At 49.0% G+C, this 17211-nt stretch carries 9 protein-coding genes and 2 pseudogenes; 6 read left to right on the top strand and 5 right to left on the bottom strand.

Annotated elements, in window-relative coordinates; all coding sequences use genetic code 11:
- Positions 1-4 precede the first annotated feature (4 nt).
- Positions 5-2095 carry a potassium-transporting ATPase subunit KdpB gene (kdpB, locus tag JQN73_RS04080; RefSeq protein WP_205321868.1) on the top strand — a complete coding sequence of 697 codons (2091 nt, stop codon included), beginning with the start codon at positions 5-7 and terminating at the stop codon, positions 2093-2095.
- Positions 2096-2105: 10 nt separating this feature from the next.
- Positions 2106-2711 carry a potassium-transporting ATPase subunit KdpC gene (gene kdpC / locus JQN73_RS04075; RefSeq protein ID WP_240162423.1) on the top strand — a complete coding sequence of 202 codons (606 nt, stop codon included), beginning with the start codon at positions 2106-2108 and terminating at the stop codon, positions 2709-2711.
- 870 nt (positions 2712-3581) lie between these two features.
- Here the strand turns inward: kdpC and JQN73_RS04070 are convergent.
- On the bottom strand, positions 3582-5846 hold the full coding sequence (locus JQN73_RS04070) for a DUF6701 domain-containing protein (protein ID WP_205321867.1): 2265 nt from the start codon (positions 5844-5846) through the stop codon (positions 3582-3584).
- A gap of 1494 nt (positions 5847-7340) precedes the next feature.
- Complete coding sequence (locus JQN73_RS04065) at positions 7341-8039, bottom strand: response regulator transcription factor (RefSeq protein WP_205321866.1); 699 nt, start codon at positions 8037-8039, stop codon at positions 7341-7343.
- Positions 8040-9358: 1319 nt separating this feature from the next.
- On the opposite strand from JQN73_RS04065, the gene JQN73_RS04060 reads away from it, so the two are divergent.
- Entirely contained in the window at positions 9359-9565 is a 207-nt protein-coding gene (locus JQN73_RS04060) for a hypothetical protein (RefSeq protein WP_205321865.1), read from the top strand.
- Between the two features lie 387 nt (positions 9566-9952).
- On the opposite strand, the pseudogene JQN73_RS04055 reads toward JQN73_RS04060, so the two are convergent.
- Together JQN73_RS04055 and JQN73_RS04050 are read right to left on the bottom strand one after the other, a co-directional pair.
- Positions 9953-10732 (bottom strand): annotated as a pseudogene (locus JQN73_RS04055) (EamA family transporter).
- Between the two features lie 344 nt (positions 10733-11076).
- Positions 11077-11217 carry an IS30 family transposase gene (locus JQN73_RS04050; protein WP_240162422.1) on the bottom strand — a complete coding sequence of 47 codons (141 nt, stop codon included), beginning with the start codon at positions 11215-11217 and terminating at the stop codon, positions 11077-11079.
- 212 nt (positions 11218-11429) lie between these two features.
- On the opposite strand from JQN73_RS04050, the gene JQN73_RS04045 reads away from it, so the two are divergent.
- A complete protein-coding gene (locus tag JQN73_RS04045) occupies positions 11430-11633 on the top strand; it encodes a hypothetical protein (RefSeq protein WP_205323543.1) in 204 nt (67 codons plus the stop codon).
- Here JQN73_RS04045 and JQN73_RS22755 read toward each other — a convergent pair.
- Positions 11550-11942, bottom strand: coding sequence for a helix-turn-helix domain-containing protein (locus JQN73_RS22755; protein WP_205321863.1), 393 nt, complete (start codon positions 11940-11942; stop codon positions 11550-11552). The two genes, JQN73_RS04045 and JQN73_RS22755, sit on opposite strands and share 84 nt — an antisense overlap.
- A 230-nt stretch (positions 11943-12172) precedes the next feature.
- Between JQN73_RS22755 and JQN73_RS04035 the strand changes: the two are divergent.
- Both JQN73_RS04035 and JQN73_RS04030 read left to right on the top strand, forming a co-directional pair.
- Positions 12173-13339: pseudogene (locus JQN73_RS04035) on the top strand (IS3 family transposase); the annotation flags it as partial.
- 1609 nt (positions 13340-14948) lie between these two features.
- Positions 14949-16709, top strand: a complete 1761-nt coding sequence (locus JQN73_RS04030) for a ShlB/FhaC/HecB family hemolysin secretion/activation protein (RefSeq protein WP_205321862.1) — start codon at positions 14949-14951, stop codon at positions 16707-16709.
- The last annotated feature ends 502 nt before the right edge of the window (positions 16710-17211 follow it).

Raw genomic sequence — 17211 nt, 5'->3', positions numbered from 1 at the left:
CATCATGTCCTCCAATAGTTCTCGTAGTAAGTTGACGTTGTTTGATTCCAAGCTACTGGGTCCCGCAATCGTCGCATCATTTAAGAAACTGACGCCACGCACCCAGTTGCGTAATCCGGTCATGTTTGTGGTGTACGTCGGCAGTATTCTTACCACTCTGCTGTTTTTTCAAGCGTGGTTTGGAAAGGGTGAGGCCAGCCCGGGATTTATTCTGGCCATATCGGTATGGCTTTGGTTTACTGTTTTGTTCGCCAATTTTGCCGAAGCACTGGCAGAAGGGCGCAGCAAAGCCCAAGCCGAATCGTTAAGGGCTTTAAAGCAAACCGTTAACGCCAAAAAATTACTTAATGCCGCCGCAAAGAATGGCGCTGAAAGCAAGTGGTCACCAATTTCGGCAGGTGATTTGCGTAAAGGCGATATCGTGCTGATCGAGGCTGGCGACGTTGTACCAGTCGATGGTGAGGTTATCGAAGGCGTTGCATCCGTGGATGAAAGCGCCATCACAGGAGAGTCTGCACCTGTGATTCGTGAGTCCGGGGGGGATTTTTCAGCCGTCACTGGTGGTACGCGGGTTCTGTCCGATTGGCTGGTCGTCCGCGTCTCCGTGAATCCTGGTGAAGCATTTCTGGATCGCATGATCGCGATGGTTGAGGGAGCGAAACGGCAAAAAACCCCTAACGAGATCGCGCTGACAATTTTGTTGGTCGCGCTCACCATCGTATTCCTGCTGGTGACCGTTACGCTATTGCCGTTTTCACTTTTCAGCGTGTCGGCCGCCAAATTCGGTACGCCGATTACGATCACAGTACTGATCGCCTTACTGGTATGCCTGATTCCGACGACCATTGGCGGTTTGCTGTCTGCCATCGGTGTCGCTGGAATGAGCCGCATGATGCAGGCCAATGTGATTGCGACGTCAGGGCGTGCGGTCGAAGCCGCTGGTGACGTCGACGTGTTATTACTCGACAAGACCGGCACCATCACGCTCGGTAACCGCCAGGCATCAACCTTTATTCCTGCGCCTGGGATTAGTGAACAGCAACTGGCGGATGTTGCCCAGTTGGCGTCGCTTGCCGATGAAACGCCTGAAGGGCGCAGCATTGTTGTCCTGGCAAAGCAGCGTTTCAATATCCGTGAACGCGCTATGAGTTCGCTCCATGCGGTGTTTGTGCCCTTCACCGCACAAACGCGAATGAGTGGTGTTGACATCGGTGACCGTTTGATTCGTAAAGGTTCATCCGAAGCGTTGAAAAAATACGTCGCATCGTTAGGCCAGCCGTTCCCGGCGGAAGTTGCACGCAGCGTCGACGACGTGGCGCGGCGCGGCAGCACACCGTTGGTGGTGGTCGATAACGGCGCGGTGATGGGCGTGGTCGAACTAAAAGACATCGTTAAAGGCGGCATCAAAGAGCGCTTCGCCGAGTTGCGCCAGATGGGCATTAAAACGGTGATGATTACCGGCGACAACCGTCTGACGGCCGCCGCCATTGCCGCTGAAGCGGGCGTTGACGATTTTCTGGCTGAGGCAACACCTGAAGACAAGCTCAAGCTGATTCGCTCATATCAGTCCGAGGGGCGCATGGTTGCGATGACCGGTGACGGCACTAACGATGCGCCAGCATTGGCGCAAGCGGACGTCGCGGTGGCGATGAACAGTGGCACGCAAGCCGCCAAAGAAGCTGGCAACATGGTCGATCTGGATTCCAATCCTACCAAGCTGCTGGAAATCGTTGAGATCGGCAAACAAATGCTGATGACACGCGGCGCACTCTCCACGTTCTCGATAGCGAATGATATCGCCAAGTATTTTGCGATCATTCCAGCCGCGTTTGTGACCACCTATCCGCAACTCGCTGCGCTCAATATCATGCATCTGGCAAGCCCATCCTCAGCCATCATGTCCGCCGTCATTTTTAACGCCCTGATCATCGTCGCGTTGATTCCGCTAGCACTAAAAGGCGTTAAATATCGCGCAGTGGGTGCCGCTGCGCTGCTCCGCAGGAACCTGTTGATTTATGGATTAGGCGGAATCATTGCGCCGTTTATCGGCATCAAGCTGATCGATATGGTGTTATCCGCACTTAATCTGGTATAGGAGAATTGAAATGAAAACATCACCGACCATCATCGAAAACGTTTCCAGCCCGATGTTGCGCCCTGCACTTGTGTTATTCACCGTCCTTACGCTCATTTGCGGGATCGTCTATCCCCTTGTGGTCACCGGTATTGGTAAGGTCGCCTTTGCGGACCAGGCCGCAGGTAGCCTTATTATCCATAACGGTAAAACAGTCGGATCGCGACTGATTGGACAAGAGTTTTCTGCTCCCCAATATTTCTGGGGACGCTTGTCCGCTACCAGCCCGATGCCGTATAACGCAAGCTCGTCCGGCGGTTCTAATTTTGGCCCCGGCAACCCCGCCTTGATTGATGCAGTCAAGGGTCGTATCGCGGCATTGAAAGCAGCTGATCCTGGAAATACTCTATCGATTCCTGTTGATCTGGTCACCGCCTCCGGTAGTGGCCTGGACCCGGAGATGAGCATCGCTGCAGCCTATTATCAGGCCGCCCGGATCGCTCGGGAACGTAAGCTCAGCGTCGAAGCAGTGCGCGCAATGATCGATGCCAGACAACTGACACGCAGCATGGGCTTCTTCGGCGAGCCTCGGGTCAATGTATTGGAACTTAATCTGGCGCTGGATCAAAAACCCTGAATATTTTCTATCGCGCAGTCATCGTGCCGTAGTTTTTTAGCGGCGCTTCAAGAGCTTAACTAGCGCAACCAGCACCATTTCCATTTTAATGCGTCATTTAAGTATTGAGTGCGGTGAAAATCATCCATCGAAACCGGCTTGAAGCGATTGGATGTATCGAATAAGCGCTTCAGTGAATCCTGCAGAAAGGAGATCTTGCGGTGTTTTTGTCAAAAAGCGGAAGTTGGTTGTTTTTATGGCAATAAGTTGCTTGTTCGACGTTACCCGCGATATCAGCGGCAGCACGCATATTGAACCAGGCAGAAACCCTGAATCAAGCAGAATGACTTGACGCGACGTCGTTGTTGACAACTACCGAACGAAAGGAAGTCAATTTGATGCAAATGATGGTGAGGGGATAACATGCTAGTTTCAGGTTTAGCGCGAGAGGATGAGATCTCGAAACATACCTTTATTATTAGTAACGAAATTTGAAATCGCACGGAGCTGTGATGCCCGGATATGGAACATGGCAAAATTCTGAGGAGTGGTTTTCCAAAAAACAAGTTTGGTAGTGAACTCGGTGTACCTCAGTTAGGCAACGTTGGCCTGAAATGCCGCGAAACGGATCCGCTCGTCGAGCAGATCGCTGTGTGGCACGAGGCCCGGCCGGACGCAAATGAGATTTCCAGAACGTCATCACTAACAGCTTGAGCGCCGCTGATCATTCGCTAAAAAAATGGAAGGCTAATTAGCAACCCATCGCTGGAAGGAAAAATTTTCCAGCTAATAGATTCGTGGTTTCTAAAATATTGTTGCCAAACTTTTTTAAAAAAAGTAAATAATAGCGCAATCGAGAACAGCCGAAAAATCATTCGAAACGCGCCGGTTTTAATACATTTCACGCTGATAAATAATGGACGATTTATAAAGACCAAATGTTGCACGAGCAGCAGGGTTCACGCCGAACCAGGGAATCTTGGCAGCGGTCGCGGCAGACTGGACGGCACTCACGCAACTGTTGCCAGTGGCGGTAGCGCCGAGGTTGACTGAAAGGTCAACACTTCCAACGTTGCCTCCCCCTGGCTTAGTGAGGACCAGTCCTGCACCGGGTAATTTCCCTCCGGCCAAGGTGCTATTTCCGGTAGGCGCAAGCTGCGTTTCGCATGCGACTAGTTGTTTTTGGTAATTGGACATCGTAATGCTGGATGCGGGGATCACCGTGCAACTGTCTGCCGTGTTGGTGACGTAATAAGATCCAGTCCAATATTGGGCTTCGAGCGGCACCGGCAACGCTAGCAACTCGGATCCGTGCGCGTTCTGCATCTTGAGCCGCCCGTAACGTAAGCTGGTGGGGGCGCCGACCGCAGTGACGGCCCCCGCTGCAACTTCGCCGTCGCTCGGTGCGGCAAGGACGGTCACAAAGGTCTCTGCTTTCGGCGTATCCGGGCGACTGATTTGCTGCGCTGCTGACACGCTCGCCGCTCCGTTAACCCAGGTGCCACTGGTGCCCGCTGCGCCGCTGGATAGAGTCGAGCCTGTAGGTAACAAACTCGTACTGAAGCCATAGCTGAAATAATTCGTCAAATTTAATTTAGCGAATGCGCCCGTGTAATTTTGAGTGACGCCATTGGTAAGGTTTTGTGCTGTCAGGCCAAAAGAGGTGGTGAATCCATCTTGTCCAAAATAACTAAAAGGCGTGCTGGAGACGGCGCAAGCTGCGATTACCGGTGCAGTACTGATCGTAAAGTGATCCGGTATGAAGCGGCCGAGCGATACCGCTCCCTTATTGCCTACGCTGCAGCCATATTTTCCTCCGACCAATGTGTCAGCAAGGTTCGCATCGGACGAGGTGCTGGTAATGCAATCGCCAGTCGCACTATCAACAGCCGTAAAGGCATCGTCGCGATATGTACCCGGGGCGAGATACAGATAGCCCACTTCGCTGTAAGTCGCATTGATGGCCGCCGCATTGGTGGTCAGCGAGGAGGGCGAGAGGGTGCCAACCACGCCGCCGCTTTGCTGGCTGGAGGCCTGCGTGGCGGTTTGTGCCGTCAATTTAGTCGTATCAAGAGTGAGGACCCCGGCGTAGCTGCTATTGGCGTTAGTGGTGGAGAGTAAGCTAAAGCCTTTGCCGCCATTGATAGCGGGGGTTGCCGTCGCAGAAGGCGCTGCGGCCGTAGCCGAGGTCGCCAGTACGGCGGCAGAAGGTCGTACCGTGAATTGATCGGAAGAGCAGGCAGGTGCCAATGTTGTGAAGCTAGCGCAACTGCTTTCAGTGCATTCCCTGACACGGCAACGTAATATTGCGGCGGCACTGGACAGGTTAAAGTTAGTTGTCGTTGAGCGACCGAGATTGCTCGCGGAAAAGTTTACCGTTTGAGATGCTAGGGGACTTTGACTCGCGAGCGCCGTACAACTTGCGGGCGGCGTGGTGTCGATGAGTAAGTCCACCACGACTGATTTGGTATTTCCAGCCGCTCCACCGTATCCGGTCGCTAATGTACCATCTGATTTAAGCGCGGCGATGTCAAACGTAAAATTCGCATTGACCAACTTGGTAAAGAGCGGCTTGCGTGCCGTAGCGACCCAAGGCGTGTTGCTGCTGGTCTCGAGACAATCAAAGCTGCTTACAGTGGAAGTCCCTCCTGCACTGTTAGGAGTCGGACATGACTGAGGGGGAGGTAAGTTAGTGTTATCGAAAACGCAGCTACTATCTCCTGTGCTGAGACAACACACGCTTTTGACTACCGCGACGTTGCCAAGTGTAATAGAATCCGACCCGTTAGTAGAAATCAAACCGTCAACCTCCGTGGCGGCACCCACGGTGATGGCACCGGACGTAGTGCCCACAGTACCGTTGACTGTTAACGATGCACCCAGTGTAATGGTACCCACTGCGCTGCTAAAGATTGACCCACCTACGGTACTTCCGGCGCCGATCCCGATGCTTCCACTTGATGTGCTTAAACTACCACCAATTTGATCCGATGCACCCAACGTTATGTCACCCGTCTGGCTGCTTGCAATGCTGCCGCTGACGGTGCTATTTGCCCCGATTGTCACTGCCCCCTGAACCGTATTGATACTGCCTGTGATGGTGGCGCCAGCGCCTAATGTGAAGGCCCCCATATTGGTACTGACATCGCCGCTCATTATGCTATTGGCACCTATATTAATTGCGGCTCCTGAGGTCAAGTTTGCATTTGATATGCAACTTGCGCCAAGTCCTATGGCGCCACTGACGATAAAACTTAAATCTGAGGCCTTTCCTCCCCTGTTAATCTGGGAGCTGGCGCCAACTGAAAATGCACCATTTACCATAACAGTTGCTGGCGCGAACACACTGATCGTATCGCCCGCAGCGATGGACAGTGCACCGCAAGTATAGGAGCCATCACTGCCGCTGCAGCCGGCCGGGAGATAACCAGGGAAAGTATAATCGATAGCGCGTGCAGGTGAGGCTATGAGCAGCAGTATTGATAATGTAGTTAAAAAAAATGTGCAACGGTGGAGGTAGGCAGCCCAAGATGAGGCATATTGAACGTTACGGCATCCTTCTACATCAAACTTTTCCAGCGCAGAGGATTTTTTTTGATCGTGTTTAGTACGGGCTAAAAAAACACAAAGCAAGTGACGGCGCATATAGACAGGAGGTTCAAGCTAGCGTTATTTAGGGAAAATACATATTGTGCTAGGTACTATAATGATTATTGTAAGCGGAGTCTAGCGGCGGTTAGCTCGACCAATGCTCAACCCAATGAACGTAATCACGACAAAGACATCATGCTTGATATCCCTCTTTTCGCTGAATTATTTCCAGGTGCAGTCGAATGAAGCTTGCTATCCACTAACGTTTTTATTAAATGAAATGGACACGTCAGAAAGCATCTCCAGCCGTTTCGATCGCGCTGAGCACCAATTTGAAGGCGGCGTCAACCCTGACATGAGCCTTTATGCTCAAGTGCATGTTATTGCTTTTTTGGACTGAGGCATTCCTGGCCGCTTGTCTCATTTTGTTTTTTTTCGAGGGTGACACAGCGATCAACTTGGCGTTAGGCATGAGCAAACCTTTGATGGCCTAGTGTGCGTTAGCCACCTCAAAAACCTCTCGGATGAAGCCGTACTTTTCGAGCAGACTATGAGATTTCGGCAGGATAGTAGCCGGTGTAAAGTCCCTGCCAAGATTGATGCCAACAAAATGATGACTCACCTGACGGGTAAATTGCATCATCGGTACCTTGGTCAAACAGTCCAATCATTGCTAAGCCATATCGCATCGGCAGCATAAGTGTGAGGATAAGCAGCGAGAGACCTGGGCATTCTCCCTTCCGATAAAACAGTTCAATTTCTTTTCGCAGCGGGGTCCATAGCCATGCTGCGTTGATCTGTGTAAGGAAGTGGTTGCGGCGCATGCGCTTTTGGTTGGCGCTGTATTAAAGACCCAGAAGATCGCCAATAAAATGTATGCATTGTTATCTGGAATTCTGCTGATATCGAAATCACTCTGGTCGAGTAACTAAGTAATTTGCGAATGCTTAAAAAAACGCATTTTTTCTTATAAGAAGGATGTATTAGTTACATATAAATACATTAAAAACCTTAAACCGTACCAAAAATCAAAAAAAATTTAGAGAGTATTTATAATTATTAAGCTATCATCTTATTAACTTCACTTAAACGATACCCATAACCATAAACCGGTGCTAATTTATAGCCATTTTTTGGAATTAAAAATAATTTTAGACGAATACGGGCTATGTGAGAATCGATTGATCGAATATTGTTATTACTTTCCGACTTCCATATTTTTCTTAAAATATATTCCCGAGACAGAGCTCGGTCAAAATTACAAAATAGGAGAAGTGCGAGTTTAAATTCTCGAGGCCTCATTTCTATGAGGTCGCCCGAGACCGTGACACGATTTATGAGTGGTTCGAATACATAATTATTCACTGTTATTTTCGCATTTTCATTGCAACGAAGATAACTTCTCCTGAATAATGCCTTCACTCTCGCTATTAACTCTCTGGGTCTTATCGGATTCACCAGAAAGTCGTCCGCACCGGCTTCAAAGGCCCCAACGACCTCTCCTTCTGTCGAGTCATTGGATATGACAATGGCAGGAATTAGGTAATATACTTTAGTTCTTATTTCAGTTAAAAAATTTTGATACTTTAACATAAAGTTGTGGACATGCACTATTACCATATCATAACCTTCTTTATGCAACCTCTTGAATAGATTTTTTTCGTCGTGAAACACATCATATTTATATCCACTAACGAAAATTTCTTTGCAGATATCCTTGATGTCCGTGCTATTTTCACAAAAAATAACGATTTTCATAATTTTGCTGACGTTGAAGCGAAGGATCGATTAGTCGACGAACACTTGGCCATCTAATCAAGCCGCTAGTGTAATAGTGACAAAATATGCTAAAACGGTGGGCGCTCGTTACAAAGCACCAGTAAAAATGGGCACATTATTTTCTGAACTTAGTCAGGCATTTTGCTGGAAAAATAAATCAATACCTCGAATCGAGGTTATGTAATAATTTTCGTGGAAGTATCTATCTCTTATTTTTGCCGTCATGAATCTACATATTTTCTACTTTGATCGCAATTTTGATCGCAGCGGGCAGTGCTCAGGCCGAAATCAGTTTCATGAGTTGGGGGATTTCTCTTCCTTCACTTCCTCTATAATGATTATCAACAGTATCGTAATAACCAATAAAGATAATATTAATACGACACCGTAAAGCTCCATCATTTTTTGTTCCTTTGTTAATACTCATGCTAGAGATTCATATAAATTTTACGGGTAACTGAATAATAGAATCGATATGGCTGTACGCATCGAAAAAAATTAATATTGAATATTTTGCGTCTACCTTAAGATTCGGATCTTTAATTTAAAAAATATATCGGTACCACTGCTGCTTCAGTTATTTAAGTACCCTTCAATTTTCATCGGGGCCGTTAGTTGTAGAGAGAAGCTAACGGGCACAGATTAACCGGACGATTCAGATTTACTAAATACGTTAATATTTCGATAAATTAAGAATTTACCTATCATAGTAGATCTGTAACTTAGTCCATATGAAAATATGACTTAAATTAGAGGACAATCGTGCAAATGCGTGCTCATTGATACGCACGTTGCAATAACGGGGGTGAAAAGAGCGCTCAATCGCTTTGGGGACGTCAATCGAAATCAATCTGGAAACAATCAAAATCTGTAAGCCACTAAATTCAGCAGCAGCTTTTTCATTTGTGTTTTCGCTTCGGCTATATTTGTAATTAAAAACCTGAGGCAACCAGGCCAGGCGTTCGTTTTACAGGCATGATTATTCTTGTCTGGGAAAAGAAGCGGTATCGGTTTTTTCGCATCTTCAACTCGTCATTCAAGACCCCCGCACGGACCTGCGACAGCAAATGCGCACCTTTATCGGTTTGGCACTTCTTTGCACAACGCAAGCTTACCGTTTCGTTGACCGCTGGATCTACACCGCTGCTACGGATGCGCATGCCGCGCCGATAACGCTAGTCAGAATTGACCAAATATTGCCCGTTGTTATTCAAGTAAAAGTACGTAGCGCGCAGGTTCCATCATAAAATCTGGTGAGCAGGATCAGATGGCGGTAGTCCAACCTATCACGCAGGCTTGTGAGTCGTTCGACTGAATTGCTCCATAAAGGCGAAATCCTGCGGTTGATGGAGCGCTCACAGTGCAACGCTTTATTCAAAGTACGCCGTGAGCATCGTCATAGCGGCATTCAATTGTTGACGCCAGCAGTACGCACCATTAAGGACGTGATCTGTTCAATCCGGCATAAAAAAGCAGTATATGAAATCGCCAAAGCCAATGTCTAGAACGCTGGCCAAGAGGCCAATCGAGATTGGTCCGGGATCAGTCAGGTTGGCCTAAATCTTGACTTGGTTTATTGCAAGAGAACGAACTGGAAATAAAAGCGGTTTAATTAAATCGTACCAACTGTTTTTTTACCGACACCGCAAACTCCCCAATCGATCGTGAGACAAGTACTATATGGCGTAATCTGCCTTACGGTAGTTGTCAACAAAGATGTCGCGTCAAGTCATGCTGCTTTCTTTAGTGAACAATCAACGGCCTGATCATTAAAAAGCGTAGACAACTCTCAAATCGCCGAATTTACCACGAGGATTCGACTGCGGAAGCTCCTCGACCGTTGCGCGCAAAGCAAAGCTACTGCGTCAGGTGTGGATTGAAATCTGGTCGAGTCAAACTCCCAGACAAATCGCCCCGGCCGCGACAATCACGCACGCGAGCCAGCGTTTTTCATTTACCGCTTCCCGCAGAAACACCCGCCGTGTCAGCGCCGCGAACACCACGCTAGTCTCGCGCAACGCCGATACCGCTCCCATCGCGCCCGACTGCGTCGCACAAATCACGATGCCATACTCCGCGATCGACACCAAGCCGCCGGCGAGCGACGAGCCGACCGATTTTGGTGTCGCCCCTACTGGTATCCATAGTGCCGCCACCCCACGCATTGCGACGAACAGCAAGGGCATCAGTCAAAAGAACCGGAACATCGACGCGGTGTAGGCGGGCGCGTGGCCGTCAGATAACCGCACGCCGATGCCGTCGATCACGGTATAGAGCGCTATCGTCGCCAGTCGTCAGCAGGGACAGCGCAACTGCGCGCGACACGTGGGGCCCCTGCAGCGCGAGCGCAATGATGGCGCCCGATATCATCACGATTCCGAGAGCGTGCAAGGGGGGCTGATCGCGTTATGCGCGAAGAGCACCGAGCCGAGCGTGAAAAGTAGCGGCGAAGAGCCACGCGCAATCGGATACGCTTGCGCCAGATCGCCGTGACAATAAGTCCGCACGAGGCTCACCTTGTAGACGATATGCAAGAGCCCCGATGGGATGATGTACGGCCAAGCCGCGTCGGACGGCCACGGCGAGAAAAGGACGATAAGCGTGGAGACCACCGCGATAGTGATGCTCATCCAAGGCATGGACAGGAATCGGTCCCGGTTCCCGCGTAGCATCGCGTTCCAGATCGCTTGGAGCAGGGCGGAAAGCAGGAAACTATCTTGACTGAAACTGAGGTGCTCTGTCAATCCCGGACACTCGCGCCTGGGTGGCGCCGGATGAGAGCGTGACGGTGACCTGCGAAGGTGCGGGCGAATTTAACAAAGGGCGGTTTCAAGCATCAAGCGCAACACTGGGTTAATGAACAGTATCGACCGGGTGTTGTAGTAACGCGATGTGCTGAGCATAGACGACGATTGGTGTTTCATAAGCGAGGCGTGCTCTGGGGTGTATCAAGCGACAAGGCGATGGCGTCGCGCTCGTTCTGTGAATAAATCGCCATATCGGACCCTTTGGGCATTTACTGGCGCAACAAACCATTCGTATTTTCATTTGATCCGCGCTGCCAAGGGCTATGCGGATCGGCGAAATAGATCTGAATGTCCGTGCGCTCCGTGAGGATTTTGTGAGCGTGCATCTCGCGGCCTTGGTCGTAAGTCATGGCCTTGCGCATCGCCGTCCGTTCGCGGTTGAAACAACGGTGAAACTGTCGACAACGGCCTTGGTGGTCGCGCTGTCCATCTTGGTGAGCACCACAAAGACGGTCTTGCGCTCGACCACGGTCCCGCCCGAAGAGCGGTTGCGAGCGCCCTTGATCAGGTCTCGCTCCCAGTGGCCAGGGATACGACGATCCTCAACTTCTGGCGGCCTGGTATGAGTGCTCTGCATATCAGAGATTTGGTCACGGCGATCGATGCCACGGCTGCCCGGTTTGCGCGTCTGGTGGCGAATACAGGTGGTCAGTTCGCGCTTGAGCTCGCCGCACGGTTGCAATTAGATGGTGTTGTAGATGGTCTCGTTGGACACGGAATTGCCGAACCAAAGGCGCCTGAGTTTGTGCGCAATTTGCTGTGGTGACAAAAGAGATTTTAATTGGTGCCGAACGACCTGAAACAAGGCCCCGTCCGTGTGCAACTCGGGAAGATGCTGTGGCAATACGCGACGGGCTTGGCATAGCGGGTGGGCTATGTTGGCATCGTAGACGCCAGTGCCGCCGATGCGCTGGATTTCCCGGCCTATATTGCTGGCTGAACGGCAAAGACGTTTAGCAATGGATCGGATGGAGCATAGGTCGTCGCGCATGGTCATGACGACGGCGCGTTCCTGAGTAGTTAAATGTTTGTAAATTTTCGCAATGGCGGCACCTGACAGCAGAAGGTGTTGCACTTGTTTTTTGAGAACGCCCAGTCTCCTTACTCTGCTCCTCGAAAAATGGCGCTTTAGGGAATAAAGTTGCTCAATCTTCTTATAAATTGGTTGTCCTTGTCATACTTAATATGAGCATAGTCGCGCTATTCTTAAAGCCTGACGAGATGCGCAAGGCACTAAGAAAGTATAGTGGACCCGCGATATGAGACAGCAGTTTAAGCTATGGCCCTCGCAGAGGATTTTAGCGAATGGCGGAAATAAAGAAGCGGAAAGTGCCCAGCGCTGAATTTAAGGAAAAGGTCGGCCTTGAAGCGGTGCGTGGCATTAAAGCGGTCAATTAGATCGCTCAGCAGCATGGCGTTGATCCGGTGATGGAGAGCCAGTCGAAGAAAGAGATCCTTGTCCGTGCTGGTACTTTATTTGAGGGCAAGCGTGATCCCAAAGCCGAAGCTGTGCGTAAAGATGAAGACCGGCTGTATGGCGAAATTGGCCGTCTCAAGATGAAATTGGATAGGCTTAAAAGAAGTCAGGCCTGTAAGCGGTGTGGTGCGATTGGGATGGCTTGGGAGTGCTGGCGAGATAACGTTATCGCGTTAGTGCGAGCAAGCCGTTATCGCAAAAGCGACCGTGTATCGCCCCCGCGAAGTGGTGTGCTTTGACGATGGCGAGCTGACCTTGTGTGGGCTCATTGATGAAGAGATCACGCGGCATCCATTTTATGGAAGCCGGCGGATGGTGGTGATTCTGAAACGGCAAGTTGGTTGATAAATCGCAAGCATGTACAACGGCTGATGCGCATGCTCGGACTGGCCGAAATGGCCCCGGGCGCGGCAGTAGTTCAGCATCCCGGCCACAAGATATATCCGTATTTACTACGGGGCGTGACTATCCTGCGACCTAACCATGTCTGGGGTACAGATATTACGTACTTCCGACTGGCACGGGGCTTTGCGTATCCGGTCACGATCCTCAACTGGTACTCGCGATGCGTGCTGAGCTAGCGTATCAGCAAAAGCATGGATGCGTCATTCCGGGGGGACTGTCTGGAGTAGGTTTTGATCGATCACTGCAAGCCTGAAATCTTCAACACCGACCAGGGCAGGCAGTTCATGAGCATGGCATTTACCGGGGTCTTAAAGCGTGCAGGAATTGCCATCAGCATGGATGGGCGGGGTCGTGCATTGGATAACATCTTTGTCGAGCGCCTGTGGCGCAACGTCAAGTACGGGGATGTGTAATTGAACGGCTACGCGACGATGGGTGATCTGTATGCTGGAATGACGCTGTATTTCGCGTTTTACAATAGCGAGCGGCCACGCCGGGCGATGAACTATCAGACGCCGGTGGTAGTGTACGAAAGTGGTGAAGGCGGTAGCGTGATGATCCTCGATAAATATGGCAGCGTGGCTACCGAGGAAACACGTCAGGCAAAACAAGAGCTAGCAGCAATCAGTGTTGGACCGCAGGGAAATTTACCGGAGCAAGAACCAGCCAGCATGATTCCCATATTCACAGGTGGCTGAAATTCAGCAAGACGGGACAGCGCCGATCAGCTACATGCAGGGTCAAGACCATAGCTAAAACTAAGGCAAAACTATCTTGACGAGCGGATTCGCCATAGCATGAAAGATATTCCTGCGAATCAACATCAGACTGGGCGACGCTGTATATCGATTTTGTAATCGCTCGTGGTGTCGGTAAGGGAGCCGGATATTGCGTCGCTGTTCATTCTGAAGATTTGCGAGGAATTTTCGGTGACTTTGCCGAGGCAGCACGGAAGCTTCCTTTCGGGGCTGATGGTAAGCCATGTGCTTGTTGCCGGTGTGCCTTACGCTTCCATGCTTGTACCATTTCATCAAAAGTCACAAACGATTTTACCGAGATCGAATTGCGCTGCGCACCCTGCTCCAGGCCTGTCGATGTGGTTTTTTACATCGAAGAACTGATCGGAAGCGGTGCATTCACGGCGCATTGCTTCCGTTGGTAGGGACGCGGGTCGTTGAACTCGAGGTGTACTCCATGATCGCTGGCTGAATTAGCTCTTTATCATTGACGCGTTGGTTGCTAGCAGCGATGGGCGTTTGCACGCATGCAAAGTTTGATGAGGAAACTTATGGCATCGAGAAGAAGTTATTCAGGACTGTGCAGCGAACGCTATTGAACAAGGTTACTAACAATTTCCGTGATTGATCCGAAAAGGATTGATGGGCTGGAAGTGCAGATTAATGATGGCAAGCATTGCGGCTGCAGTCGTAAGTTTTTTGCCTCAATCAGATTGCTATAGCGACGAATGAATAAATTTATATTATCGCTGAGCCTGGCAATTTTAGCTGCCTCTGCATCGGCAAGCGAGGAAGCACTTGTAGAAAGCCCTTGTGCTATTGAAGTCTTTGGGCATATGCACCACTTCGAACATCCTCTTGCGTTGGGACATAAGTGGCATCAAGCTGATTGGGGCCTCGGCGTGCAATATCAAGAAAGAGACGTGGAGTCCAAATGGTCGCATGCCTATACGGCAGACAGCCTGAGATTCACCGGGGGTGAACGGTGTTTACGTAGGAGGTAGTCGAATTTAAAGAGCTGATCCACACACCGCTAGTCTGAGCTGCAATGGGTATCGGTTTCTTTGGGATATGGCGAACCTTGGAATGGGGGCATAGGAAATTGGTGGTAGCCCCCTTACCGATTTTTCACCTTAAAGAGCGTCGCATGGGCTTCGGTTTTAATGTTCTTTATGGGCCTTATATTAAGTCCGGTAAAGGGCGGCAGCTCACCAGTTTTGTTTTTCTCCAGGGAACCAAGAATTTTTGACGTTGTATTGTGGTCGACGGTAAACAGACATTTTTTCAAGTTTTTTGAAATTTTTGCTCAAACGCGGCGAAGTGATTCTGATCAGCGTCTAAGTGGATGTCCTCAAAAATCTCTCATGAGGTTTTTTTGCTGGGTCTTTGTTCGTCATTCCAGTTAAGACGTCTCAAAAGTATGTAGTAAAAATTTTACGAACACTAATTTCCGAGGATGTTCATGTTGGACAATAAACCGTTACATCGCAATATATTGCAATCAGCACAAGAAGGTAGCAGCAAGTTAGCGCTATTTTTATGCTTGTTAAATTATGCCATACCCGCTTTCTGTCAAACTGATCTGGATCGTGCCGCCGAGATTCAAAATCAAAAAAACATACAATCTCACATCAACACAGAAATTCATAAACAAGAGCAAGACCAGGAACAAGATAAAAATATCTCAATTGACGAAAAGTTGCCTGTTGCCAAAGTAAGTACTACAGAATCGTTCTTTGTTTCCACCATTAAATTGAACAGCGGACCAAATTCGCCCTCAATCAACAGCCGTCCGATATTAGAAAAATATGAAGGAAAGAATTTGGATAAAAGCCAAATATTTTCCTTAGTCAAAGACTTAACCAACCTGGTGTTTGGGTTGGGGTACGTCACTACCTACGTAACCGTGGATCAAAGTGATCTTCGCACTGGTACTTTAAAACTTTCGCTCCGTTGGGGACGTATTGCCGACTGGCTAGTCGATGGCAATGCACCGGCGAACTGGCATCAACGGTTGCGTCTAAACGCTGCGTTGCCTGGTGTTGTCGGGAAAATTTTAAATATTAAAGATGTCGACCAAGCCATCGAAAATCTGGGCGCGGGGGGCGACGGCAAGGCAACCGTTAAAGTAGTAGCTGGGAAAGAACTCGGTAGCTCATTTCTGGACGTGCACTTCGCTGATATAAATTCACCGAAGTTTGCATTTTCCTCCGATAACGAAGGTGCGGGAACCGATAATAGTGGGCGCGACGGCAGCGAGATTGATGCCTCCTTTTATAATTTAACAGGCCTCAACGATTCACTAAAACTTTCCCTCACCGATCGTGTGTACAGTGACCCAACAAATAACGCATTAGTCGGATACGGTATGGACTATCACGTTCCCGTCGGGGCTTTTTCTTTTGGTATTAAATATAACAATAGTAACAATAAAAGATTATTGCATGCCCTTTATGGTGACTATCTTTCTAGTGGCATCCAGAATACTTGGGGCGCGCGAATAGATACTATTGCTAATCGTTCCGCAAGCAGCAAGCTGGTTCTGTATGCGAATATGGAAACAAAAAAAATCAACAATTATTTGGCAGGACAGAAGCTTACTGCCAGTAGCGGAAGATATACAAATATAGGTGTAGGAGCGGAGTACAGCACATCCGTTTTCGGGGGGTCAATTTTTAGCAATACCGAATTTGATCGTGGCTTGACTTGGCCGAGTTCGTTGGATGCTTCTATGGACGGCAATGACAATAAGAAGCCAATTAATCGTTTTACTCTCAATGGTGCGTGGTCACGCGATTTAACGATTGCCTCCCAAAATTTGAATTACCAACTCAAGTTTGGCGGCCAGTATTCACCAACAGGGTTGATACCCGCCTACAAATTTTCTGTCGGTAACGCCTACACGGTCAGAGCTTATTACGGCACGCCGTATTCGGCCGACAATGGTTTATATCTATCCAACACAATGACGCGTCCTGTGCAGTTTGAAGCGATTAATTTGACATTAAGTCCTTTTATCGGTATCGATTTCGCGATTTTAAAAGATGCTGAAAAGCTTAGGCAGTCAGAACGGCTTCTTGGTGCCGCTGTTGGCGTCACTGCGGCGTATGGGAATAATTCGATTTTATTTGTCATTGGGCGTCCCCTTTGTACACCCGGCACAAGTCAGCCGGGCATTTCCCAAAATAATGTCGTTCATCTCATTGCAAATTTTTCCACCTGATGGTTTAGGGTGTGTCGCAGCAGGATGGTCAAGCTGTACTAAATTGTCTATCCAAAATGGGTGATTGCCTTGCAAGGGCTTCATCAATGCATGGCGTGAACGGTATCTATCGACTAAGCCACATTGCATCTTTCTTTTTACACTTCTATATGGCTCGAAGTCACGTTTTGTAGCGTGATCTACGACCTTGTCAACTTAGTTCCAGTTCGCTCCATTTGTGCTCTTGCATTTCTTTTCGTGTGAAGTTTTTAATTCCATATTGTAGGCATTATATTCACATTTTTTTTTATTTCAGTCATATAAAGAAGCTTTTTTCTCACGTATATTTTTGGCAAGAAATATGCGTTGGATGGTGTATCAACTTTGTCGAATAAAGTGCGACTTATCGTCTTCTCCTCCGTTTGATGGGAGCTAGCGCTTGACACATTACAGGTTGCTTGTACGTCTGGTTAAGGCAGTCAAGAGCCATTTATTTAGAAAAATTAGCCTTCGGGCACATTTA

This window comes from Glaciimonas sp. PAMC28666, from assembly GCF_016917355.1.
Lineage (GTDB): Bacteria > Pseudomonadota > Gammaproteobacteria > Burkholderiales > Burkholderiaceae_D > Glaciimonas.
This window is presented reverse-complemented; position numbering and strand designations above follow the sequence as displayed.